22 protein-coding genes and 1 pseudogene are annotated in these 23,162 nt (G+C 41.1%); 11 read left to right on the plus strand and 12 right to left on the minus strand.

Annotated features, from left to right (window positions below; translation table 11 throughout):
* Positions 1-151 precede the first annotated feature (151 nt).
* Together H6G76_RS14835 and H6G76_RS14840 are read left to right on the plus strand one after the other, a co-directional pair.
* Entirely contained in the window at positions 152-646 is a 495-nt protein-coding gene (locus tag H6G76_RS14835; protein WP_190701700.1) for a hypothetical protein, read from the plus strand.
* A 7-nt stretch (positions 647-653) separates the two neighbouring features.
* A complete protein-coding gene (locus H6G76_RS14840; RefSeq protein WP_242056400.1) occupies positions 654-869 on the plus strand; it encodes a hypothetical protein in 216 nt (71 codons plus the stop codon).
* 67 nt (positions 870-936) lie between these two features.
* On the opposite strand, the gene H6G76_RS14845 is transcribed toward H6G76_RS14840, so the two are convergent.
* The 5 genes from H6G76_RS14845 to H6G76_RS14865 all read right to left on the minus strand — a co-directional run bounded on the left by H6G76_RS14845 (position 937) and on the right by H6G76_RS14865 (position 5,890).
* Positions 937-2,022 (minus strand): ABC exporter membrane fusion protein, encoded by a 1,086-nt coding sequence (locus H6G76_RS14845; protein WP_190701702.1) that lies wholly within the window; start codon positions 2,020-2,022, stop codon positions 937-939.
* Positions 2,023-2,394: 372 nt separating this feature from the next.
* Complete coding sequence (gene hpsU, locus H6G76_RS14850; RefSeq protein WP_190701705.1) at positions 2,395-2,976, minus strand: hormogonium polysaccharide biosynthesis acetyltransferase HpsU; 582 nt, start codon at positions 2,974-2,976, stop codon at positions 2,395-2,397.
* An 81-nt stretch (positions 2,977-3,057) separates the two neighbouring features.
* The gene (locus tag H6G76_RS14855; RefSeq protein WP_190701707.1) at positions 3,058-3,999 is read right to left on the minus strand and encodes a glycosyltransferase family 2 protein; all 942 of its coding nucleotides are present in this window, start codon (positions 3,997-3,999) and stop codon (positions 3,058-3,060) included.
* A gap of 15 nt (positions 4,000-4,014) precedes the next feature.
* Positions 4,015-4,947 carry a glycosyltransferase family 2 protein gene (locus H6G76_RS14860; RefSeq protein ID WP_190701710.1) on the minus strand — a complete coding sequence of 311 codons (933 nt, stop codon included), beginning with the start codon at positions 4,945-4,947 and terminating at the stop codon, positions 4,015-4,017.
* 133 nt (positions 4,948-5,080) lie between these two features.
* Positions 5,081-5,890, minus strand: coding sequence for a hypothetical protein (locus H6G76_RS14865; RefSeq protein ID WP_190701713.1), 810 nt, complete (start codon positions 5,888-5,890; stop codon positions 5,081-5,083).
* A 383-nt stretch (positions 5,891-6,273) separates the two neighbouring features.
* Between H6G76_RS14865 and cobU the strand changes: the two genes are divergently transcribed.
* The 3 genes from cobU to H6G76_RS14880 all read left to right on the plus strand — a co-directional run bounded on the left by cobU (position 6,274) and on the right by H6G76_RS14880 (position 8,541).
* Positions 6,274-6,822, plus strand: coding sequence for a bifunctional adenosylcobinamide kinase/adenosylcobinamide-phosphate guanylyltransferase (gene cobU, locus H6G76_RS14870; protein ID WP_397333739.1), 549 nt, complete (start codon positions 6,274-6,276; stop codon positions 6,820-6,822).
* A 127-nt stretch (positions 6,823-6,949) separates the two neighbouring features.
* The gene (locus H6G76_RS14875) at positions 6,950-7,381 is read left to right on the plus strand and encodes a hypothetical protein (RefSeq protein WP_190701719.1); all 432 of its coding nucleotides are present in this window, start codon (positions 6,950-6,952) and stop codon (positions 7,379-7,381) included.
* A gap of 200 nt (positions 7,382-7,581) precedes the next feature.
* Positions 7,582-8,541, plus strand: a complete 960-nt coding sequence (locus H6G76_RS14880; RefSeq protein ID WP_190701722.1) for a ribonuclease Z — start codon at positions 7,582-7,584, stop codon at positions 8,539-8,541.
* 125 nt (positions 8,542-8,666) lie between these two features.
* On the opposite strand, the gene ilvA is transcribed toward H6G76_RS14880, so the two are convergent.
* Complete coding sequence (gene ilvA / locus H6G76_RS14885) at positions 8,667-10,178, minus strand: threonine ammonia-lyase, biosynthetic (protein WP_190701728.1); 1,512 nt, start codon at positions 10,176-10,178, stop codon at positions 8,667-8,669.
* Between the two features lie 138 nt (positions 10,179-10,316).
* Here ilvA and H6G76_RS14890 point away from each other — a divergent pair, with 138 nt between their 5' ends.
* Positions 10,317-11,141 (plus strand): M90 family metallopeptidase, encoded by an 825-nt coding sequence (locus tag H6G76_RS14890; RefSeq protein WP_190701730.1) that lies wholly within the window; start codon positions 10,317-10,319, stop codon positions 11,139-11,141.
* Between the two features lie 43 nt (positions 11,142-11,184).
* Here the strand turns inward: H6G76_RS14890 and H6G76_RS14895 are convergent, their stop codons facing one another.
* Positions 11,185-13,416 carry a glycoside hydrolase family 10 protein gene (locus H6G76_RS14895; protein WP_190701732.1) on the minus strand — a complete coding sequence of 744 codons (2,232 nt, stop codon included), beginning with the start codon at positions 13,414-13,416 and terminating at the stop codon, positions 11,185-11,187.
* 691 nt (positions 13,417-14,107) lie between these two features.
* On the opposite strand from H6G76_RS14895, the gene H6G76_RS14900 reads away from it, so the two are divergent.
* A complete protein-coding gene (locus tag H6G76_RS14900) occupies positions 14,108-15,433 on the plus strand; it encodes a hypothetical protein (RefSeq protein WP_190701734.1) in 1,326 nt (441 codons plus the stop codon).
* An 86-nt stretch (positions 15,434-15,519) separates the two neighbouring features.
* Here H6G76_RS14900 and H6G76_RS14905 read toward each other — a convergent pair whose 3' ends face one another.
* A complete protein-coding gene (locus H6G76_RS14905) occupies positions 15,520-16,143 on the minus strand; it encodes a Uma2 family endonuclease (RefSeq protein ID WP_190701736.1) in 624 nt (207 codons plus the stop codon).
* A gap of 184 nt (positions 16,144-16,327) precedes the next feature.
* Here H6G76_RS14905 and H6G76_RS14910 point away from each other — a divergent pair, with 184 nt between their 5' ends.
* On the plus strand, positions 16,328-16,705 hold the full coding sequence (locus H6G76_RS14910) for a hypothetical protein (RefSeq protein ID WP_190701738.1): 378 nt from the start codon (positions 16,328-16,330) through the stop codon (positions 16,703-16,705).
* Here H6G76_RS14910 and H6G76_RS14915 read toward each other — a convergent pair.
* The gene (locus H6G76_RS14915; RefSeq protein ID WP_190701740.1) at positions 16,698-17,474 is read right to left on the minus strand and encodes an ABC transporter permease; all 777 of its coding nucleotides are present in this window, start codon (positions 17,472-17,474) and stop codon (positions 16,698-16,700) included. The two genes, H6G76_RS14910 and H6G76_RS14915, sit on opposite strands and share 8 nt — an antisense overlap.
* A gap of 446 nt (positions 17,475-17,920) precedes the next feature.
* On the opposite strand from H6G76_RS14915, the gene H6G76_RS14920 reads away from it, so the two are divergent.
* Positions 17,921-19,069 (plus strand): DegT/DnrJ/EryC1/StrS aminotransferase family protein, encoded by a 1,149-nt coding sequence (locus H6G76_RS14920; RefSeq protein ID WP_190701742.1) that lies wholly within the window; start codon positions 17,921-17,923, stop codon positions 19,067-19,069.
* 125 nt (positions 19,070-19,194) lie between these two features.
* Here H6G76_RS14920 and H6G76_RS14925 read toward each other — a convergent pair whose 3' ends face one another.
* Together H6G76_RS14925 and H6G76_RS14930 are read right to left on the minus strand one after the other, a co-directional pair.
* The gene (locus H6G76_RS14925) at positions 19,195-19,941 is read right to left on the minus strand and encodes a DUF561 domain-containing protein (protein ID WP_190701745.1); all 747 of its coding nucleotides are present in this window, start codon (positions 19,939-19,941) and stop codon (positions 19,195-19,197) included.
* A gap of 126 nt (positions 19,942-20,067) precedes the next feature.
* A pseudogene (locus tag H6G76_RS14930) lies at positions 20,068-20,280 on the minus strand (Uma2 family endonuclease); the annotation flags it as partial.
* 148 nt (positions 20,281-20,428) lie between these two features.
* On the opposite strand from H6G76_RS14930, the gene H6G76_RS14935 reads away from it, so the two are divergent.
* Positions 20,429-21,292, plus strand: a complete 864-nt coding sequence (locus H6G76_RS14935) for a Tab2/Atab2 family RNA-binding protein (protein ID WP_190701748.1) — start codon at positions 20,429-20,431, stop codon at positions 21,290-21,292.
* A gap of 169 nt (positions 21,293-21,461) precedes the next feature.
* On the opposite strand, the gene H6G76_RS14940 is transcribed toward H6G76_RS14935, so the two are convergent.
* Positions 21,462-21,680, minus strand: coding sequence for a hypothetical protein (locus tag H6G76_RS14940; RefSeq protein WP_190701751.1), 219 nt, complete (start codon positions 21,678-21,680; stop codon positions 21,462-21,464).
* Between H6G76_RS14940 and H6G76_RS14945 the strand changes: the two genes are divergently transcribed.
* Positions 21,679-22,992 (plus strand): TldD/PmbA family protein, encoded by a 1,314-nt coding sequence (locus H6G76_RS14945; protein ID WP_190701754.1) that lies wholly within the window; start codon positions 21,679-21,681, stop codon positions 22,990-22,992. The two genes, H6G76_RS14940 and H6G76_RS14945, sit on opposite strands and share 2 nt — an antisense overlap.
* Positions 22,993-23,162 lie beyond the last annotated feature (170 nt).

Here is a 23,162-nt window from a genome sequence, read left to right on the forward strand (position 1 = left end):
AAAAATCTGTAATGCTTTTTTGACAAGACTTACAGCAATCAAAGTTTGAATACCTATTGACAATTAAAAGGCATTACGTACAATAATACGTATACACCTAACTCATCTCATTAAATTTATTAAATCGGCGTTTCCAGAAAACGTACAGATCATGTCTCTTACAATTTTTAGCAATGCTTACTCAGATGAACTAATTACAGCCACTGAGTTAAATCGTCAACCTGGGCGAATTCTAGACAAAGCCTGTGAACGCCCAGTAACAATTACTCGCAATGATCAATCCTTTGCACTGATGCGTCGTGAAGATGCAGCTTACCTTGTTAAGGGAATAACACAAAGTAAAGCTGTTATTGAAATGTTATCCGTCGCTTTCAGTTTGCGGTTAGGAAAAGAAATCGGTTCTGAGCATCCTTATGGATGGCTGAGAGTGTTTGAAGCGGATGATATTCAAGATTTGATTAAAGAGGTTACTGAAGCTTTTCGTTTAACTGATGTCTCTGACAATGCATGGGATTTGATTGATGCAATAATCCATGAATGGCATGAAAGTGCCATTGCGATCTCTAGCCCTGAACTGGCGGCAGCTTTTAGTGCCGAAACTGATGAAGTGCCTTTAACCAAACCATCTACTCACGGTGCTGTGTAAAGCGTGTATGTCAGACAACCAACAAGAAGATGCAATAGTAGAGAATGTGGAGCCGCCAGAAGTTAAACTGACGGCTCCTGCATTATCTGAAACAGAAAGCACTTGGTTAGTGGTAGCTAAAAATCGCCGGGTTAATCGGGACTGGGAAGGCTTAATGCAACGCCATCCAGAAAACTCTTGTCGTTGCTATAAGGATTTATGTACTGCACCTATAGAAAAATAAATAACTAGATAACCGCTTATCTTTAAACCGAACTCAGGTTAATATACTCATCTTGTAAGCAGAAATTTTAGTGTTCAAGTCCTATAGATACATCAACTTTAAGATTAGTTAGTCCCGCAACAACATGACTACTTTCCTGATTCAAGTTAATTTTTACTTCTACTACACGCGCATCTACATTTGTGGTGGAATCTGTATCTAATACATTCCGATTACCAATTTCTAACCCTACTTGCGAGACTGTTCCAGAGAGTGGTTTGGTGAGACTGGGGCTGGTAATTTTTGCTGTTTGTCCTGGCTGTACTTTGCGGATATCTGTTTCGTAAACTTCAGCTATGACTACCATTTGGGTTGTATCACCTAAACTAACAATGCCTTTATTTCCTACTAGTTCGCCAGGAAAAGTTTGCACTTTCAAAATTTGTCCACTTTGTGGCGATCGCACTATACTTAAATCCAAATCTGCCATAGCTTGTAATACCCTAGCCTTAGCCTGTCTTACCTCTGCTTGGTACAACTGCACATCAACTGGACGTACTTCCGCCAAACTATTCAACGCAGCACGGGCTTGATTTACATATCTTTGTGCAGATTCCATTTGCAGGCGTTTGCTATCGTACTGCGAAGCTGAAACCGCCCCTTCTTTGGACAAAGTGCGATATCGTAATTCCTCGGCTTGAGAGTTGTGCAGTTCTGCTTCTAATCGCGCGATTTCTGCTTGTTGAGCTTGTAAATCACCCTTTTTTGCTCCCGCTTGTACTTGCATTAACTTAGCTTGGGCTACCCGCACTTCTTCTTCGGCCGCTTTCACAGCAGCTAAACGACGGGCATAATTATCCAACACTGCAAGCACTTGCCCTTTTTCCACCCAGTCGCCTTGCTTCACCCGTAGCTGTTGAATACGAGCCGATTCTGTTGCAGAAGGTGGAAAGACTTGAGTCACTTTTCCTTTGGGTTCTACACGCCCTAAAGCTGTGACTGCTTGTATTGCTGGAGCGACTACATCTTGCTTGGGTTGTGCGATTTCTTGACTGTTAACTATTGGCGGTATCGTGACCCTGCTGAAAGCGATCGCGCCCGCACCTAACGTAGCTAAAAATGCAAATATCTTAGTATTTTTACTTTTGTAACCTGGAATAAAAAAATTTGTCATACTTGCTCCAAATTAAGCGGCAAAACCTTTGACAGGCAATAGATATTTAGTTTAATTTCAGTTCTATTACGCAAAAAATACCAGAGTAAATCAACTGGTATTTTCCTATTTTTTAAATATATGCTGTAATTATTTTTACTAGTAATTCTGATCACTCTTCACAAGAAAACTCAACAGCATTAGCTCTCAAAAGCAGGTTCGATTTTCCGTACTAACCGAAATACTGTTTACTCAACGACTTTTAACTCTGTCACCTGTCATACCGTTTCACTTTAAGTTTGATACAAATAGGCCGCAGGGGGGCATGGGAGCAGAGGGGCAGAGGAGAAATTATTTGTATCATTTATTTCGTGAAATGGTATCTATCACCTGTCACCTGTCCCCTATCACCTGTTCCCTTAATCGCGGATATTGGGAACGACAAGGGCTTCCCCAACATACTTGACTAGATGGCATATTAGTAAACACACTACTACGCGCGCCAATCACAGCATTCGCGCCAATTTCAACGCCTGGGCCAACAAAGCAATCAGCTGCTACCCAAACGCCATTCCCAATAGTAATTTTCGCTGTTTTTAAGCCAAACGCAGGGTCATGGATGTCATGACTACCAGTGCATAAATAACTTTTTTGAGAGATGATGCAATGTTCACCAATGCAAATCTCATCCAAGCTGTATATAACTACGTCATCACCAATCCAACTATAGTCACCAATGCTAACTTTCCAAGGGTAAGTAAAGCGAACAGTTGGGCGAATTAATACACCTTTACCAATACGCGCACCAAACAGTCGCAGTAAAGCACAACGTAGATTATTGAAAGGATGTGGAGTTAAAGGAAAAGCGATCGCCTGTACAAACCACCATAGCAAAATATACCAGCCGGGACGACCTCGGTCAAACCAAGATTGGTCATACTTGCGTAAGTCTATGAAAGATTTATCATTTATCATTTGTCATTTGTCAATAAATAATAAGGACTGGGTAGTATTCTTTTCCCAGTCCCCAATGTTTACTACCCAATCGTCAATTGTTTAAATTGCCGTTTGTCCGATTTCTTGGGTTAGAGATGGTGGTGCAGATTTAGCTGTATTTGCAGTATTTAATTTACCGCCACAGTTGCGTAACTCATAAAGTTTTACGCCAATTTGATATTCATATTGACTTAATAAGCGTCCATAAATATATCCTGCTTTGCCATCCAAGAAACCGCGCTGAATAATATAGAACAAAATAAAGCGTAAGAATGGTTTAAATGGCAAGTGTACCCACACTCTTTTCAAAAAGCGTTTGCGTTGGACTGCATCACCAAATAAGTTTGCGCCAATTGTGCCTTTTTCATCTTGACCAGTCAGAATATTGTAATAAACACGGGCTTCCCAATTAGAATAGCGATTGTGTCTTTCTAACCAGTGGAACAAGTCACGGAAATCCTCATGGAGCATATCATTTTTTAGATAGCCCACCTTACCTTGCAAAATAACGTGTTCGTGTACTTCGTTATCGCCTGTATTGGCTATATCTTCGGTATTCAGATTTTCGTAACGACCGATTTTATGTTTAAACAAACGTAAATTCCAATCGGGATATTTACCACCGTGGCGAATCCATTTACCTAAGAAAAATACCCGACGATTGAGATAGTAACCGTTAAATTCATTGCTTTCAATCGCTTGAGCAATTTCGTCCCATAATTCAGGAGTTATGCGTTCATCACAATCTACAATTAGTACCCATTCATTACGAAAAGGCAAATTATCTAAAGACCAATTTTTCTTTTTTGGCCAGCGTCCATTAAATTGAAACTGGACAACATTTGCACCGTAATTTTGACCAATTTCGATGCTTTTATCTGTACTTTGCGAATCTACAATAAATATTTCATCTGCTCTTTGAAGACTCGCAAGACAAGCAGGTAAATTGGCTTCTTCGTTTTTTGCCGGAATAAGTACAGAGACTGGAATTTTAGCTGACATATATGTTGTTATTGGTTATTTTTTATTGGAGGTAGACAATAAACCCTGAATTGCAGCATTTAAATAAGCTATCTGACAATATGCATACACGAGTTTGTCGAAGCGTTCTGCTGGGTCAGAAAAATACTGTAATGTTTTATATAAACCCCGAATTAATCGCTCGCTACCGCGTTGTAACTGACCGATACCTGTTTTACCTGCAAGTTGTTCTCGATAGCACTCACTAATACCTTGCCACCAACCACGATTCAAAAACCAAGAGCGATTGAGACGTTCGGGTGCAACGTTATGAGCAACTAATGCCTCTGGAAGATAGGCGACTTGCCAACCACGTTGAAGCGCAAATTCTGTCATTTGCAGTTCTTCATTAGATAACAAGTTTTTTCCGACTCGACCGAGATGGGGATCAAAACCACCTATTTCTGTCAAAAAACTCCGACGGATAGAATAATTCAAGCCTCTGGGGGTTAAACCTGGCTGCTGGATATAAACTATTTTATCTCCTAGATCGTAGGCTCCTAAGTTGCCTGCTAATCCAGAAGATAGCCATTTTGGTTGTTGGATAGTTGGCGGCCATAAAAGCGTAACTTTGCCACCAGCGATCGCTAGTTTTGGGTTACTAGCATAGGCAGAGTACAATATTTGCAACCAGCGATCGCTTGCGACGGCATCATCATCTAAATATGCGAGAATTTCTGCACTAGCAACTCTAGCACCAGTGTTACGGGCAACCGATAAGCCGGTGGTGGGTTCAAAGATATACTTTAACCGGGGATTGCAGGCTCTCTGTTCTACAACTTCACGAGTGCGATCGCTTGAGTTGTTATCTACCACTATCACCTCAAAGTCAGCCGCAAAATCCTGCGCCAACAGGCTATCAATCGCAGCACCTAAATAGGTGTCTCGATTGTGGGTGCAGATAATAGCAGAGATTTGGATGTCTGGCATAGGATTAGTTGTAAGTTGTCACCTCTGGATTTTAGATTCAGTCTTCAATCCAGCAGTCGCCTGCTCAGTGCTAATCTATAACACAAAATCCAGACCCACCAACCGCGTTTCTTCGGAATTAGTTTTTAAAACTTCACGCTTGTTGAATATGGCTGTGTAATACTACTAAAGTTTCTGCTAGCTGACTCAGGCGAGTTTCTAAATCTTGTTTGCGTCCTAACAACTGACGTAATTTTTGATGACGGGCTATAGCCATACTTACCGTAGCTACTTGCTCCGGTGGACATGGCCGTGACCAAACTTTACCTGATTCATCTAAACCACAAAGACGATATCCTGTCCGGGAAAATTGATAAGCGTCCTTTCCCCCAGTTGTGCAAATTTCTTCTACATAGTTCATCAGTTGGTCAACCTCTGCATGGCGCAGTGTGACAGTTCCAGGCTGTTCTGGTTCTTTAGGATTGGATTCTAACCAACCATTAACTATTGGCCCATCTAAGTAAATGTCTTGGATTTGTTGCAGAATAGTTTGGAGTTCTTGTTGCCAACCAGCTACGTGAATTTGAATTTCTTGCAACAAATTCATGGCTAAAGCTGGATTAGCACCGTGGCGATGGTTGCTAAAGCTAGGAGTTTTAAACTTGGGTAGGCTAGGTGTTTTATCACCATTCTCTTGTGCAGGAAATGTTTCTACAGAATGATGCGAAGAAAATAAATTCTGTTCAAAAGTACTGTCTTTTTGAGAGTCTATTTTGTCTGTTGTTTTTGGTTGGCTGCTCTCTAGATCGTCAGATATAACTGTACCTGTGGTTGCTTCTTTAGCAGAAACGCTAATTCTAAAAGATACCGGACGCTTTGGAGAATCACCAGTTTCGACAGTTGCATTGTCACGATTTCCTAGATCATGTAAAGTAGCCTCAATGCGTTTTAGACCTGTTTTCATAAAGATACCCTGTAAGTTTGCTGCTATATGTGGTGTTTAACTGTTAACAATCGTTTGTTGGGAGTTTTAGCTTTTGCTAATTTTGGCACAAATTATTGCTGGTGCTAATTTTATCTCTTAAAAGATATTTGCGACAAACAAACTCAAAGTGGGAGCAGGCAATAGGTAATAGGCAATAGGCAATAGGTAATAATTTGTTTGAATCTCATTTAAGTTTGATATAAGTAGGTCGTCGTGAATATTTATCGTCAGGATAAGGCAGGAGGCAAGAGGCAGAAGGCAGAAGAGAAGAGGCTTTTAGCTTAATTAATCTTTCGTAACATAGTTAGGTTTTTTCTCACCGACTTACTTATCTGTAAAGCTATTAGGAATCATCTGTGGGGATTATTTTAATTACGGGGCCTGCTAGATCGGGAAAAAGTGAATGGGCAGAACATTTAGCAACGCAGTCAGGCAAAAAAGTTGTTTATGTGGCAACGGCAAGGGAAACCCCTGACGATATAGAATGGCAAACACGCATTCAAGCCCACCAACAACGCCGTCCTCAAGATTGGGAAACTTTAGCAGTACCGATAGATTTATCTACTACTTTGGCTGATGCCAAACCAAATACTTGCTTGTTAGTTGATTCTTTAGGCACTTGGGTAAGCAATCTTTTAGAGCAAGATGAAGTTAGCTGGCAAAATACGATCGCAGAGTTGATCGATACTGTACAACTAGTTGCCGCCGATATGGTGTTTGTTGCCGAAGAAGTAGGTTGGGGTGTAGTACCAGCCTATCCAATTGGGAGACAATTCCGCGATCGCTTGGGTTCTTTAGTGCGGCAATTAAGTGCAGTTTCTGAATCTGTTTATCTTGTGACTGGTGGTTATGTTTTAGATCTCAGCGTTCTTGGTACACCTCTACCTAAAGTAATAAATTATGAATTGTAAACTGTTTTTTAAGAAAAATTAAGACAACTAGATAATTATTTGTATACCTTCTGAAGGGCAAATATTTAATAGAAAATTAATAAGATCAGTAGAGTCAGCCTCCTCATACCGAATGTACAATCTTAGTATGGCAAACGAAAAAGATGTAAAAAAATATCTTGCCTACTGGTTTCAGTTAGGTAAGAGAGTAGTAATAGGTAATGGGGCAACACACTTGTTACCTCAACCTGTTTACAGAGGTAATATATATAGCCAAGAATTTGAAGACTGTTGGCAAAGAATTATTTCGTTAGAGTCTGGTGACTGTTATTTAGAAGGAACTAACGAAACTATTGCCGAATTACTTACGCCTACATGGGAAATGATGCCTTGTAGCCGTTGTAATATGCCAATTCCGATGAAAAACGTAGGAATGCCCGCAGAAGTCTGTCCTTGTAGTAATTTACCAGGCTGGCCTAATACAGACCTGCCAGCACCACGCTCTGCTGTAAATGATCAAGAAAGATTAATTGGAATTCGCGATCGCCTTTTACAAAATCTTTCCGTAAAAACTAAATAAATTTTGTTGGTCTATGACTTTCAAAAGGTTTATATCCGTGGTTTTTCTCAAAAACTACGGTAATTTTGTATATAGCAAATTTTTGGTAGCTTGCTCACAATCTTATCTAATGACTAATGATAAATCACCAAATTTTTGTTGAGAAACCATGTCACTATATAAAATAGAGCGAAATTAGTAATAAGAAAACGAAAAACGCTGTGCAGATTACATTTTTAGGCACAAGTTCCGGTGTACCCACGCGATCGCGTAATGTATCTAGTGTTGCCCTGAGATTACCCCAAAGGGCAGAACTTTGGTTATTTGATTGTGGTGAAGGTACTCAGCATCAAATTTTGCGAAGTGACCTAAAAATCAGCCAGCTTTCCCGAATTTTTATCACTCATATGCACGGCGACCATATTTTTGGTCTGATGGGTCTTTTAGCTAGTTGTGGTTTAGCTGGCAATGTAGACAGAGTAGATATCTATGGCCCATCAGGATTAAATGATTATATTCAATCGGCATCACGATACTCACATACACATTTTTCCTATCCCATCAAAGTTCATGCCGTCCGTCCAGGTGTAATCTACGAAGATGATGAGTTTACCGTCACCTGTGGTCAGTTACATCATCGAATAACTGCTTTTGGTTATCGGGTTGCCGAAAAAGACCGAGCCGGACGTTTTGATATCGAAAAAGCCAAAGCACTGCAAATTCCTCCTGGTCGGGTTTACGGACAACTCAAACGCGGTGAAACAGTAACATTGACTGATGGACGAGTAATTAACGGTACTGAACTTTGTGGCCCGACAGAAATTGGCCGCAAAATCGCTTATTGTACAGATACCATTTACACTGAAGGCGCAGTTGAACTAGCCCAAGACACAGATGTGTTAATTCATGAAGCTACCTTTGCTCATCAAGACGCAGACATGGCCTTTCAGCGATTACACTCTACAACTACAATGGCAGCGCAAACAGCCTTAGCTGCTGGTTCACGTCGGTTAATTATGACTCATTTCAGTCCTCGTTATGCCCCAGGCAACCCCATAGAATTGAAAGACTTGCTTAAGGAAGCGCGCGCCATTTTTCCGCATACAGATATGGCTTACGATTTTATGACCTATGAAGTACCCAGGCGGAGAGAACCCAAACTCGCTGAAGTCAAGTCTTAAATATAGGAATCTGGTTTGATTACTGAAAATGCGAGTGTAGAAAGGCAATAGGCAATAGGCAAGAGGAAAGAAAGCAGATAAAAATATACTGATTTTTTTTCATAAATCAAATATTAGTTTTATTGCTACCCTAAAAATAGCTTATAAGCAGGGTTATTACTTTCATCCCAGAATTGATAGCCAAGAGTATCAAGAAATGCTTGCCATTCCTGCATTTCCTGGGGAGGTACTTGCATACCAACTACAATGCGCCCGTAGTCTGAACCGTTATTGCGGTAATGGAACATACTAATATTCCAATTGGGACTCATGGAACAAACAAACTTCATCAACGCGCCAGGCCGTTCCGGAAACTCAAACCTGTAGAGTAATTCGTTATGAGCTAACGCGGAGTGTCCCCCAACCATGTGTCGCAAATGTAATTTGGTGAGTTCGTCGTCTGTTAAATCGATAGTTTTAAAGCCGCAACCTTCAAAAGTTTCTACCATTTTGGCTCTGTCGGCACTGTTTTGAATTTGCACACCGACAAAAATATGGGCTTCTTGTTCATCAGCGATGCGATAGTTAAATTCAGTCAAATTGCGTTGACCAATGCATTCACAAAACTTACGTAAACTACCGCGTTCTTCAGGTATCGCAACTGCAAAGATAGCTTCCCGTCGTTCACCTAACTCTGCTCGTTCTGCAACAAACCGCAGCCGGTCAAAGTTCATGTTAGCTCCGCAGGCAACGGCAACTAAAGTTTGCCCTTGAATTTGTTCGCGCTCTACATAGGCTTTAGCAGCTGCGATCGCCAATGCTCCCGCAGGTTCTAAAATGGAACGGGTATCTTCAAATACATCTTTAATCGCCGCGCAGGTGGCATCGGTATCCACCAAAATAATGTCATCCACATATTCCTGGCACAAACGGAAGGTTTCTTCACCCACTTCCCTAACCGCTACACCATCAGCAAACAAACCCACTTGCGACAAGCGTACCCGTTTCCCTGCTTTTAAAGATTGATGCATGGCATCCGCATCAACAGGTTCCACCCCAATAATCTTAATTTCTGGACGCAACCGTTTCACATACGCCCCAATTCCCGAAATCAAGCCACCGCCACCAATAGCGACAAAAATCGCATGGATAGGCTGCTGGTATTGTCGCAAAATTTCCATCCCAATGGTTCCCTGTCCTGCTATCACATCAGGGTCATCAAAGGGATGAATAAAAGTTAAGCCTTTTTCTGCTTCTAATTGCCGCGCATAAGCATAGGCATCATCATAGGTATTACCATGCAGAACTACTTCGCCACCTCTGGCTTTGACCGCATTCACTTTCACCTGGGGTGTAGTGACAGGCATAACAATAATCGCTCTTGTTCCCAGACGGCTAGCTGATAAAGCTACGCCTTGAGCATGATTACCCGCCGAGGCTGCAATTACACCTTGCGCCAGCAAATCAGGCGGTAAATTTACCATTTTGTTATAAGCACCCCGCAGCTTAAAAGAAAATACTGACTGCATATCTTCCCGCTTCAGCAGCAACTTATTATTCAGTCTTGCAGAAAGATTTGGGGCATATTCCAGTGGTGATTCCTGGGCAACATCGTATACACGGGCAGTCAGGATTTGTACCAGATAGTCGCAAAGCATGGGTGTTAAAAGGTAGCAGATGCCGGATAAAGGATAATTTTACGGTACTTGTGTACCCTATCTTTAACAAAATGATAGCTGCGATCGCTATACTAACTCGTACTAGCAATCATCCCTGACCAGTGTCATAAAAAACCAATGGGTGCAACAATTATCATATTTCTTATTCTTACGCTGATTGTTACCGCTATTCTCATCAGTCCCATCCTTACCAAACAGCGCAGAAATAAAATTAAAAAGCGTCCTTTTCCTCCCTTGTGGAGTGCAATTATTGAAAATAATCTGCCTATTTACTTACATCTTTCCCCTGATGAACGTAGGCGACTTCAGGGACATATTCAAGTATTTTTAAGAGAAAAACAATTTATTGGCTGTCAAGGCTTGCAGGTGACAGAGGAAATGAAACTCACCATCGCAGCTGTTGCCTGTTTACTCTTACTCAACGAACGAGGAGAATACTTTCCTAAACTACGTTCAATTTTAATTTATCCCAGTGCCTATTTTGTACAGCAGACAATTGCTGTTAGTGATTACGTTGTTGAAGAAAGACGAGATATCAGACTAGGCGAATCATGGACGAAAGACCAACTAATATTATCGTGGGAACAGGTGCAACAAGATACGCAAAACTGGAAAGATGGTCATAACGTTGTTTTACATGAATTTGCCCACCAATTAGATCAAGAAGATGGGAAAGCCGAAGGAGTCCCCATCTTACAGCGAAAATCAGATTATCCTGTATGGGCAAGAGTCATGACAGCCGAATATCAACAACTTTGTCAGGATATTCAACAAAATGCCATAACCCTAATTGATAGTTATGGTGCAACTAATCCCGCAGAATTTTTTGCAGTAGCAACTGAAACCTTCTTTGAAAAACCTCAGCAACTATTCTCTCAACATCAAGACCTTTATGAATTACTGCAAAATTACTATCACCTCAACCCCACACAATGGACTTAAAAACTCAGCGTAACTCTGCGTTAACCTTTGCGATACTTTGCGTTTAATTCCGCACACGAAAACCCTGTTGTCCATTACCTGAATCAAACAAGACATCGTATTTGTCAAAAAACCCAATCCCACTATTCACCAAAATAGGATATTCAGCTTCTTTAGAAATATTGAGATTCCACGCATTAAACCCATCACGATTACCCGGCACTAAACTGTAGTCTAAAACGTTTGGAATTCCTACCTTCACAGTATTTTCCGGGCGCAACCTTCCAGATTTAAGTTTACCTGCTAGAGAAGCCGATTTAAATTCAACAAAACCATTTCTGGCTGTAGTATCAGTCACCATTCTGCTATTACAGTTATTTTTCGTGGCACTACCAGAGATAGTTAAACAAACTCCAATCAGCCGAGAATCCCATCTATTGCCAGGTATACTAGCGATCGCAGGTTGTTGCTTCAGAGAAGCCATCTTAAAACCTGCTCGATTCTTTTCTGTTAAACCCAAAGTCAGGCTACCGTTATTGTTACTACCACCATTACCTGTGACGATAAACCCGTTACTTAAATTTCCTGGTAGTTTTCTCAACAGGTTATAAGGTAGTGTCTTTTCAGAGTAGTTAACACCGATAATACCCGAAAAAGCCGCCCCACCTTTAGCAGAGCAATTAGGCTTTTGAGGGATACATTTACGGCTAGTTACAACCTGCACCGGAATAGGTTCTTCAGTAGCAAGTAAACCTATCCTCATGGTGGTATAAACCAACTCTCCCTCTAAGATAGTCCCATCACTTAATACTTCTTTGATAATTTGACCTGTTTTTTGAACGGGTACATTGCCTAAAAATTCTTTGGTAACTCTTAAACCTGCGGAGCCTGTATCTAGTAGAATACGTCTTGGGCGATCGCCACCCAAAGATACCTCTAAATAATAGCCGCGACCTGCTTGCCCACCAGAACCTTTTGTATACAAAGGAACAGTTAATGTATCAAAAGTAGGCTGGCGGCGTGTAATTTGCGAGGTATCGCGTAAAGCAGAGTTGGCAAAGACTTTTAAAAATCCAGCCTGTCTCTCCTCCACGGGTTCTGGTGCCTCTTCCCAAAGACTTTCGTAGTAGAAAAATACAGCACCTAAACCCCGTGCTTGCGCTGCTTGGACTTGAGATTGAATTTGTTGGATGGAAACTGGGCGATTTCGTAACCCGGCCATAATACCTATGCCAGTAGGTATATATTGTTGTGTCTCTACAATTTCAGGGCGCGTAATTTGACTAATAAAAGCATCTAAATCATTGCGGTAAACTTGCATCACAAGCTCGTCTATAATACCCAAGCGCATCCAGTTAAGCCAGTCTTGAAGTTGAAATTTATAAGCAAAGTCATAGTAATTAGGAGAAACGGAGAAAATAGCATTAGGCTTTCTCTGTTTCACAGCTTGATGAAGTCGTTGCATGAAAGCTGTGATTTTATCTGCCCGCCATTGCACCCATGCTTGAGCCTGGGGGTTAGATGGAGGTGGATTCCCGGTTTCTTCTGTATATAGTTTAATGGTGTAACTATCGTAGCCAAAATCGACAGGCAAACTCATGTGGTCATCAAATTGAATCCCATCAGCGTTGTATTTAGTAATAACTTCTACTACAAGGTCAGTAATAAATTTTTGCACTTCTGGGTGGAAAGGATTAAACCAAGCTACTTCACCCGCAGCTGTAATTGAGGTTTGAGTTCCATCCTGCTTTTGTGTCAGCCAATTTGGACGAGCCGATGCTAGTTCTGAAGTTAAGGGAACCATGAAACCAAATTCAAACCAAGGTATAGCCAGTAACCCTTGGCGACGGCTTTGGCTAATAATATCAGCAATTACATCTTGTCCTTCTGCACCCTTGAAGAAAAAGGGGATACCTAGCTGTTGCGCTACCTCACTGGGATATTTTGTATAACCATCATTCCAGACGAGGGGATAGACTGTGTTGAAGTTCAACTGACGCAATTGAGCCATAGTTTCCTGCACTTTGGCTTGATGCTTCATAATGTCGAAGTCATTATTAGTTAGCCAAACCCCGCGAATTTCTTGACGGGGTGACTGAGGTATTTGAGCAGTTGCAGGAGTGAAATTGCCTAACACCACTGCGGTAAATGAGACTGCAAACAAGACAGGGAGAAAACGCCCAATTGAGTGCCAGCTTATCCGGATGAAAGGAAATTGTCTAAATGTAGCTGATAACTTAGCTACCCAAGCATTAATTTGTAAGCCTTTGTTATGAACACGAGTGATAATGGACATTACTCAGTAATTATATTGAATACGTAAAATTTATAACATTTGATTGGATGGTAAAAACAAATTGCTGCACCAGTAAAACTAATGCAGATTTAGCTGATTAAGGCAACTGACGCAGCTAGTAAATAAATTGTGCCAAGTTACAAATGGATAAATAAACAGAATTCTTCTTTATATATCAACAATATAGAGAGAGTAATAATTTGAAATAATTTCCAAGATGTTGCCAATATGAAACCGAATTTACGGTGCAGTCATTTTTAACTTAGTTTGATTAATTTATTAAAATTTTTTAAGAAAAAAATATATGTTTCTTCTATCTATATAAATTTCGTCATCAGAAAAAATAATTCAACTTTTATATAGTAAGTTTTTTATCCTTATTTAAAGGACATTTTATTTTTGTGTTAGCAGAATTAGGCAGAAAATTTACATTTTTATAATTTGTGAATTTTAAGATTGTTTGATCTGAAGAATTAGCAAATCACTCAAATTTTATAATCAACCTCTTAAGAAGAGGCTAAAAGGGTGTTATTACACTTATTAAAAAGAAAGTTGAAGAGAGCTAAAAAAAAACTGAATTTTCTTGTTGTAAGAGGCTTTTATAAAGCTAGATGAAAGTGATATTTATATTCAATATCAATTAAATTTAACAGTGATTTGATTGATAAAATCAAGCTCAAAAGAGGACTTTATGGCAGCTATAGACTTAAGTAAAGTTAAATTTACAAAAAATTCAGATAAAGTCATAACCGATGGGGGAATTTTCAATCCCGTCGGTTCCGAAGTCAAGACATTAGCAGGTAATGATGAAATTATTGCTAATACTGCTATAGAAACTTATTTTTTTACTGGACTTACTGTCGAGCTGGCAACCGAAATTTTAGGTTTAGTTGGCCCTGTTACTTTGAGTTCGACATCGGCTGTTAGAACCAATGCATTTAACAATCAAGGAAGTATTTACACAAACCAAGGACGCGATGTATTAAAAGGCGTGGCATCAGCCAAATCCACTGCCATTTTAGATATAGTAGCTAAAACTATAGCCATTGCTAACAAATTCGATGCGATCGCAATCACTAAAATTTTTGGCACCCTAGATAGCAGTGTCATTGCCAACGGCATCGTAAATTCTGGCAAGATTAACACTGGTAATGGAGATGATAGCGTTGATGGTGAGACTACAGGTTCTATCTTCGCAGCAGCAACAGCGACAGTAGATGCTACTGCTATAGTTGATGCGGTTGCTCAAGCGTCTTATAGCAAAGGTTTGATAGCTTTTTCACAAGTATTCGCTAAAAGTTTAGCGAAGGCAACCGTCCAAGCCACAGGTATTAATAACATTGGTGGCGAAATTACTACTTCTAAGGGTGGTGATACTGTTAATGCGGTTGCTACTTCTTATTCTGCTACTTATGCAGCAAGTTCTAGTACTACTTTCAGTAGTGCCAGTCCTAACAACCAAGCTTTAGCAATAGGTGTCGCCAAAGCTATTGCTAGAGTTAAAGACAAAGCAATCGCCATTGACAATACTAATGGCAGTATTGACCTTGGCAAGGGAGCTGATATTATCAATGCTACTGCTAAGGCTTCTGGTACAGCGATCGCAATTAACAACATTCAAGGCAGTATTGAGACAGGACTTGACGATGACACGATCAAAGCCTATGCAACCGGACGCAAATCTTATGGTATTTTTGGCGGTTCTGTTGAGACAGGAAATGGCAACGATAGAGTAGAAGCTTCCAGTTTTGGTGGTGGCGTGAATATAGATACCGGTATTGACAACGACTTTGTTAGAGGTTTCGGTGAGGCAAAAATCAATGGAGGCTTAGGTTTTGATACACTAGACCTTGGCTCTTTCCGCTTAGGCTACTTTGACATCAGTTTCGGCGCCAAGAACAATCAGGTATTTTTTGAGCGTAATGACATTATTATGTCTACTAGTAGATTTGAGCAATTCGTTTTTGATAATGGAAAATCAACTTTAACCTACGATCAGTTGGTTGCTGCTGTGTAATAGGTAAGCAGCAGTGCAAGGGGGCAAAGGTGCAGGGGGCTGTAACCTATTACCTGTCCCCTGTTATACCTCATAACTCATAATCACTATATTGTCCCACCTGCTTGAAAAATCTGTTCAACGCTTAAATTCAGATCAGGGAAAGTTGGGGATTGAATGTGTTGCCCTACCCGGAATTTGTTAATTTGATATTCACCATCCTCCAAGCAGCAAACTAAGATAGTAGGTTGTTTGGGCTTACCAATATGCTCTCTACTACCCAACGCAGCATAGTCCACAATCCAGTATTCAGGAATTCCCATTTCCTCATAATCGGCATATTTTTTGTGATAATCATCTCGCCAATTAGTGCTTACCACTTCAACAACTAAAGGGATAGATGCTGCTTGGCTAACAGTAGATTTTTTTTTCCAAAGCGGTTCATTAACTAAATTTGGGATATTTAGTATCAGTATATCTGGTAAGTAAGCAGATTCATTTTCCAGTGGTTTGACTATTACTGTTTTGGGGATGCCATAAGGTAAGCTGAGGCGACTATACTCTAAAGTAAATTGCTGGACTAAAAAAACTATAATAGCTTCATGGTCGCCTGTCGGTTGTGGCATCTCAACTATCACTCCATCATGTAATTCATAGAGTTTACCTGAGTCGTCTGGATATGTTGCAACAAATTTATCGTATGTAACTATCTTGCGTAAGGCTTGAGTCATAGCTTAATTCCTATTGAATAGACCTAATGATGGCGCAATAGCTATATGAGCAATTCTATGTAAATTATTAACTTATAATACATTTATAAGCTTGGTATATTGAGACTTTAGGGACTATTTATCAAATAAATCTAAAATAGAAGGTAGAGCGAAAATTATTGATTTACTAAGATAGTAATAAAAAATGAAACAAAAATGCCTCTTGCCAAATGATGAATTTTATGAACTTCCGAATACAAAATTATTAGAAATATTTGAAAAGGGTTTATTGCTGGAGAGAGGACGTGCTTTGTTTGTTCTTGCGCGACGTTCTGGAGAGAATAAAGACATTACTCACATAGTAGTAAAACAGATATATGATTCTAACAACAGAAATACTAGAACAATTGGTATAGCCTCCATTTCTTTTTTAGGTATTGCTGGTTTGTTAGAGGCAGATACTAACGATACAAAAGAAACTGTTAAAAACATTCTCGAATTATGGGCAGAACCAGACCGTAGCAATCTTATCCTATTTTTACAGTCAACTTATCAAAGTGCATTTATTTCCTCAATTATCTGATTAACTGCGCTGCCGAATTGAAAAACTGACGACACAATCCTCTTGTAACTAAAATCGTCGTCAGTAAGTTTGCAAAAGCAACCATAAATATAATCAAAATCTCATAAGAGACAGCATCTAAAGGGTTGACTCCCCCTAATAACTGTCCAGCTGTAATGCTGGGAAGGGTAGCCATACCAATGAGCATCATTTGATTGACAGTAGGAAGTAATGCGGCGCGAATCGCTTCTCGACGGTATTGAGTTACGGCTTGTTGAGGTGTTGCGCCTAAACTCAAGTGGGTTTCAATTTCTCCAGAGGAGTTATTAATTGTACTAACTAATCGTTCACCTGCGATCGCCGCTGCATTCATGGCATTACCGATGATAATTCCACCCAGAGGAATTAAATACCGTGCTTCAAACCATCTATCTGGTTGCAAAATCAACAAGTTAACGTAAAAAAGCGTTAAAGCGGTACTAACTAAAATTGCTCCCCACACTACAGGTAATACAAGGGGAATTTTCTGGCTGATCCGATTTCGTGCGACAATCGCCGTAATTGTCAGCATAATTGCTAAAAGCCCCAAAACCGCCCAAACATTATTTACAGCCAAGATGAAATCGAAAACGTATCCTAATACGAGCAGTTGTAAAATGGTTCTGCCTGTCGCAATTGCAAAATTTAACTCTAGTCCCAACTTTTCCCAAGCAGATAAACCAATAGAGATCGCCATTAACCCTACAGCAAGGGCTAAATCAACGAAATCTAACTTAATTAAATCCTGCACGTCTTCTTTACCTCCTGGGATTGTCTCATCAGCCGTACATATAGCAGGTTACAGGTTATAGGTTACAGGTTACAGAGTTATAAGTCTTTTAGTGTCTAGTTGCTATATTTGGAACTTTAATTTTAATTGTGAGATCTTGGTTGATAGCAACAGTATTAGGCATCTGAAAATTCCAAATTAGCAAAATATGTTTTGTGCCAATCTCATCAAACAGCTTACACAATACCTATGTATGAACACTTTTCCTGAGTATCGTAATTACGAATTAAAAATTACGAATTACGAATTATTATGATATCTTTACCCATACAATAATTTCAGTAATAACCCTTTTTGATGCGTATCCGGGGCGACAGTCTATTTATCAGCTTTTTGATCAAAAAGTCAATCAGCTACAATCGACAGTCGAAATGCATCCTTTGTATATTCAGATAACATAAAAACTCATGTTCCAAAGCGTAAATTCTGTTCCTGCCTTTGATATTAAGCAGCAATACGCCACTATCGAAGCAGAAGTGAGTGCAGCAGTGTTAGAAGTTTTAGCTTCTGGGCGTTATATTGGCGGCCCGATAATTGAAAGCTTTGAGCAACAATTTGCTGCTTATCATGATGTTAGTAATTGTATAGCTTGTAACTCTGGAACTGATGCACTCTACTTAGCTTTACGAGCTTTAGAAATTGGTGCAGGCGATGAGGTGATTACTACACCCTTTACCTTTATCGCTACGGCTGAGGTAATCAGTGCTGTAGGAGCCAAGCCTGTTTTTGTTGATATAGACATTAATACATTTAATTTAGATTTGCAGCAAATAGCTGCGGCGATTACGCCTAAGACCAAGGCAATTATTCCAGTGCATTTATTTGGACAGTCTGTAGATATGACGACGCTGATGGAGATCGCGCAATCTCACAATTTAGCCGTCATCGAAGATTGCGCGCAATCTACAGGCGCAACGTGGGAAGGTAGAAAAGTCGGTAGTATTGGGCATATTGGTTGCTTTAGTTTTTACCCGACTAAAAATCTTGGGGGTTGTGGCGACGGTGGGGCAATTACAACGAATGATTCAGAATTAGCAGCCAAGATGCGAGTCATCAAAGAGCATGGACAAAGAAATCGTTATTACTATGAAGAAATCGGTGTAAACAGCCGCTTGGACGCAATTCAAGCGGTTATTTTGCAAATTAAGCTGCGTTATCTTGATAAATGGAATCAAAAACGGCAGGCGATCGCATCTTATTACGAACAATCTCTTAGTCAAGTTCCTGGTATCGCTGTACCCGAAGAATTCGCACCAGGGGTGAGTGTATGGAATCAATATACGATTCGCGTCTTGAGTGAAAGTCGCAATGGTGCAAGTGCTTCACATCGAGACTGGGTACGCAATCAACTGCAAGAACGGGGTGTAAGTTCAATGGTTTACTATCCCTACCCCTTGCACTTGCAGCCAGTGTATCAACATTTGGGCTATAAACCAGGACAATTGCCAGGAGCCGAGCAAACTTGTCATGAAGTTTTATCTTTGCCCATGTTCCCAGAACTGACAGCCCAACAGCAAGACCAAGTGATTTACGCACTGAAGGATTGTTTGGTTTAAAGGGAGTGGGGAGTAGGGAATGGGGGAAGAAGAGGTAGGGGAGACAAGGAGCAGGGAGGAGATACAGTAGAATTTCCCCCTTGCGCCCCGCTCCCTGCTGCGTTTCCTCTTCCTACTCCCTAAAATTAAACGATCGCGTCGCTCTTAGCAGTCGCCAAAGCTTCTACTAAGCAACGTACCGCAGCAATCATTGCCACTTCGCTGTTGAGTTGGTTGATAGCAGAACCAACACCAACACCAGCCGCACCAGCTGCTACAGCTAAAGGTGCGGTAACGTTAGAAATGCCGGAAGCGCACAACACTGGTACTGAAACAGCGCGAGAAATTTCATAAGCTGCTGCTAATGTAGGAGCAGCTTTTTCAATGAGTCCCAGAGTGCCAGAGTGAGCAGGCTGGCTGCTTGTACCGCCTTCGGTTTGGATGATATCAGCACCAGCTTTTACCAGTTCTTCTGCCAATTGTACTTGTTGATCTAGTTCCAGAATATGGGGAACGGTAACAGACAAAGTAATTTCCGGTAAAAGTGCGCGGGTTTGCTGAGTCAACGCCAATACTTCGGGAGCTTCAAATCTGCGTCCTTGAGCATAAAAAGAATCGAAGTTACCGATTTCAATCAAATCTGCACCAGCTGCCACAGCTGCCACAAATTTTTCTGGCTCAACTGCTGATACACAAACTGGTAAATTAATCAAGCTTTTTGCCATTGCTACCAGAGCAGGAGCGGCGGCGATATCAACAAACGTAGCACCACCAAATTCAGCAGCTTTAATGGTAGCAGCCACGCGATCGCGGTCAAAATTATTCAAACCACTGATCACTTTTAGAACACGGCGGTTGGTAAATGCACGTTGCAGTGCTGGATGTATTGTCATAATTCGTCTTTTGTCGCTACGACGGTAGGAATATTTTTACACTACTGAGCGTTTGCGGCTAGGGGGTAATTCTAATTCGTAATTCGTAATTCGTAATTTAACAGCATGAAAGCCAGAATTAATCTAATTAGGCAATCTAAAACCAGCACTAGAAGCTGCTACTCGCCCAAGTCTTCGAGGTTTAACCCAGTTACGTATTTGGGCAATCATTTCGGCGGCAACTTCATCTGACTCGTATCCTGATGGACTCATAACAACAATATCCCCCTGCACCAATTCCATACGATAGTCAGGAAACTGTCGCTGCATTTTTTCTAAGTCTTGAATTGTCAGGGACATAAAACCTCCTGAAACAGGCAATCAATAGATTAATTTTAATGCTTGTTGTCTATAGGCTTTATTTCCCCAATTGGACTTACACTGCCCCCAGACTCGTATGATCAAAATATAAGCAAAATATCAAATCGCCAGATTTCTACGGCATAACATGGGCAGTATTTGGGAAATCGATTTTTACTCGCGTCCAATTTTGGATGAAAATCAAAAAAAAGTTTGGGAAGTTTTAGTCTGCGAAAGTCCCTCGGATATTCGGGCGCAAACAGATTCAGTATTTCGCTATGCTCAATATTGTCCCAGTACCCAGGTCAATTCGGGCTGGTTGCGGACGGCGTTGCAGGAAGCAGTTAACAAAGCAGGAGAAGCACCAATTAAAATCCGCTTTTTCCGCCGCCAAATGAACAACATGATTACTAAAGCGTGCGAAGATTTGGGCATTCCGGCTCAACCTAGCCGGCGTACTTTGGTACTCAACCAGTGGCTGCAACAGCGAATGGAGGAAGTTTATCCTCAAGAACCAGGGTATCAAGGGGGTACTAATCCCTCGGTGCGCTTAGAAAGTCCTTTACCTCAGCGTTTACCGGATGCTTTAGAAGGACAGCAATGGGTTTTTGTCAGTTTGTCAGCAGCTGATTTGGCAGAAATGCCTGAGTGGGATATTGGCTTTGGCGAAGCTTTTCCCATAGAAATGGCAAAATTATCGCCGGAAACTCGCATTCCGGGAGTTTTGATTTTCTCTCCTAGAGCTTTGCCGTTGGCAGGTTGGATGTCTGGTTTAGAGTTAGCTTTCTTGAGAATTGACACTAGTGTTGGCACAAGGTTAATTCTAGAAACTGGTGCTACCGAAAGTTGGATTTTGGCAAATATCAAAAATCCTCAAACTATAGTCGAAGCCAAAGGTTTTGCCGAAGCTAAAGAAAAAGCTAACGGAGTACATTTTGTTGGTGTACAGTCAAGTCCCCAAGCCGAATCCTTTGCTGGGTTTTGGCTGTTGCAAGAGGTAACTTTGCCTTGAATTAGCGAGTAGGGAGTGGTGAGTAGGGAGTAGGAAGAGGAAACGGAGCAGAGGGCAGGGTGTAAGGGTAAATTAATTACTTTTACCCAACTCCCCACTCCCTATACAAATGATTTTGGGAATTCTCTGCACTGATTAAACGCTGATAGATACCCATGATTTGGGATAATTATCTGCACGGCAGTTGCTTCAAGTCGGCAAAGCCGACGACAGTTGCTACAACGGAGGGAACCTCCGCAATGCACTGTCTCCCCAACGCACTGCCTTGTCCGTCTGCGTTGTTAAAAAGCAATTGCTGATTCATGCGGATAGGCACCAATGATTTGGGATAATTATCTGCGTTTGCTTGCAGTTCAAAATCCGAAATCCACAATTCACCAAGGGTCATGGGTTCTGAAAATTTCTCACACGATACACTAGCAGAACAGCTGCTGGAATTAGCCATCAAATCGGGAGCCGAAGCTGCTGAAGTGTATCAGTCGCGATCGCTTTCTCGTCCAGTCTTTTTTGAGGCTAACCGACTTAAACAACTAGAAACCAGCCAATCTGAAGGCACAACGCTGCGGTTGTGGCGCAATGGTCGTCCAGGACTCACGGTAGCCTATGGTGCGGTTTCAGCCGAAGCTATGGTGGAACGGGCTTTGGCTTTGAGTGAGCTAAATCAACCTGAACCAGTCGAGTTGGTTAGTAACTCTAAGCCTGCTTACCCAAACTTAGGGGAAAGTGTGGCAATCGAAGTTTTAGTCAACTGGGGCAAAGAAGCGATCGCTATTATCCGCGATGCTTATCCTGATGTGCTGTGCAATAGTGATTGGGAATGCGATGTGGAAACTACTAGGCTTGTTAATAGTCAAGGTCTAGATTGTTACTACACTGACACTACCCTCAGTTGCTATATGTCAGCAGAATGGGTCAGAGGCGACGATTTTTTGAGTGTTTCTGATGGTCAAACCCAACGGGATACCCTAGACCCTGAAAAATTAGCTCATCAAATTTTACAAAGGATAGTCTGGGCGGAACAAAATGTTTCACCCCCTAGCGGTCGCGTCCCTATTTTATTTACATCTAAAGCAGCCGATATGATTTGGGGAACTGCCCAAGCAGCTTTGAATGGTAAACGAGTTCTGGAGGCTGCTTCTCCTTGGGCAGAACGCCTAGGTAAACAAATAATTTCTCCTAGTCTGACTCTCTTTCAAGACCCCCAAGCAGGCCCTTATAGTTGTCCTTTTGATGATGAAGGTACGCCGACTACGCCTTTAGTATTCGTCAAAGACGGGATTTTACAGCATTTTTATTGCGATCGCACCACAGGCCGTCAACTTGGTATTGGCACCACTGGTAATGGTTTTCGTCCCGGTTTAGGTAGCTATCCTACTCCTGGTTTATTTAATTTTCTGATTCAGCCCGGTTCGGCATCACTATCAGAGTTAATTAAGCACTTAGATAATGGCTTAATTGTTGATCAAATGTTGGGCGGTGGCGGTGGTATTTCTGGTGACTTCTCGATCAATATTGATTTGGGTTATCGGGTAAAAAATGGTGAGGTAATTGGCCGTGTTAAAGATACGATGGTCGCGGGTAATGTTTACACAGCCCTCAAACAAGTCGTGCAATTAGGCGATGATGCTGATTGGAATGGTTCTTGTTATACGCCATCTTTAATAGTTGAAGGTTTATCCACCACTGGCAGAAGTAATTAAGCCACAGCAAAGAGGTTAGGGGTTAGAGACTAGAGGCTGGGGGCTAGAGGCTAGAGGTTAATATTTTTTACTTAGCACTTTACTGTATAGCAGTCCGTGTAGGAGTTTCAAACAAATCTATTGCCTATCATCTATTGCCTGTCCCCATAAGCAGTTTGTAAATCAAATAG

It is taken from the genome of Nostoc sp. FACHB-152, assembly GCF_014697475.1.
GTDB lineage: Bacteria > Cyanobacteriota > Cyanobacteriia > Cyanobacteriales > Nostocaceae > Nostoc_B.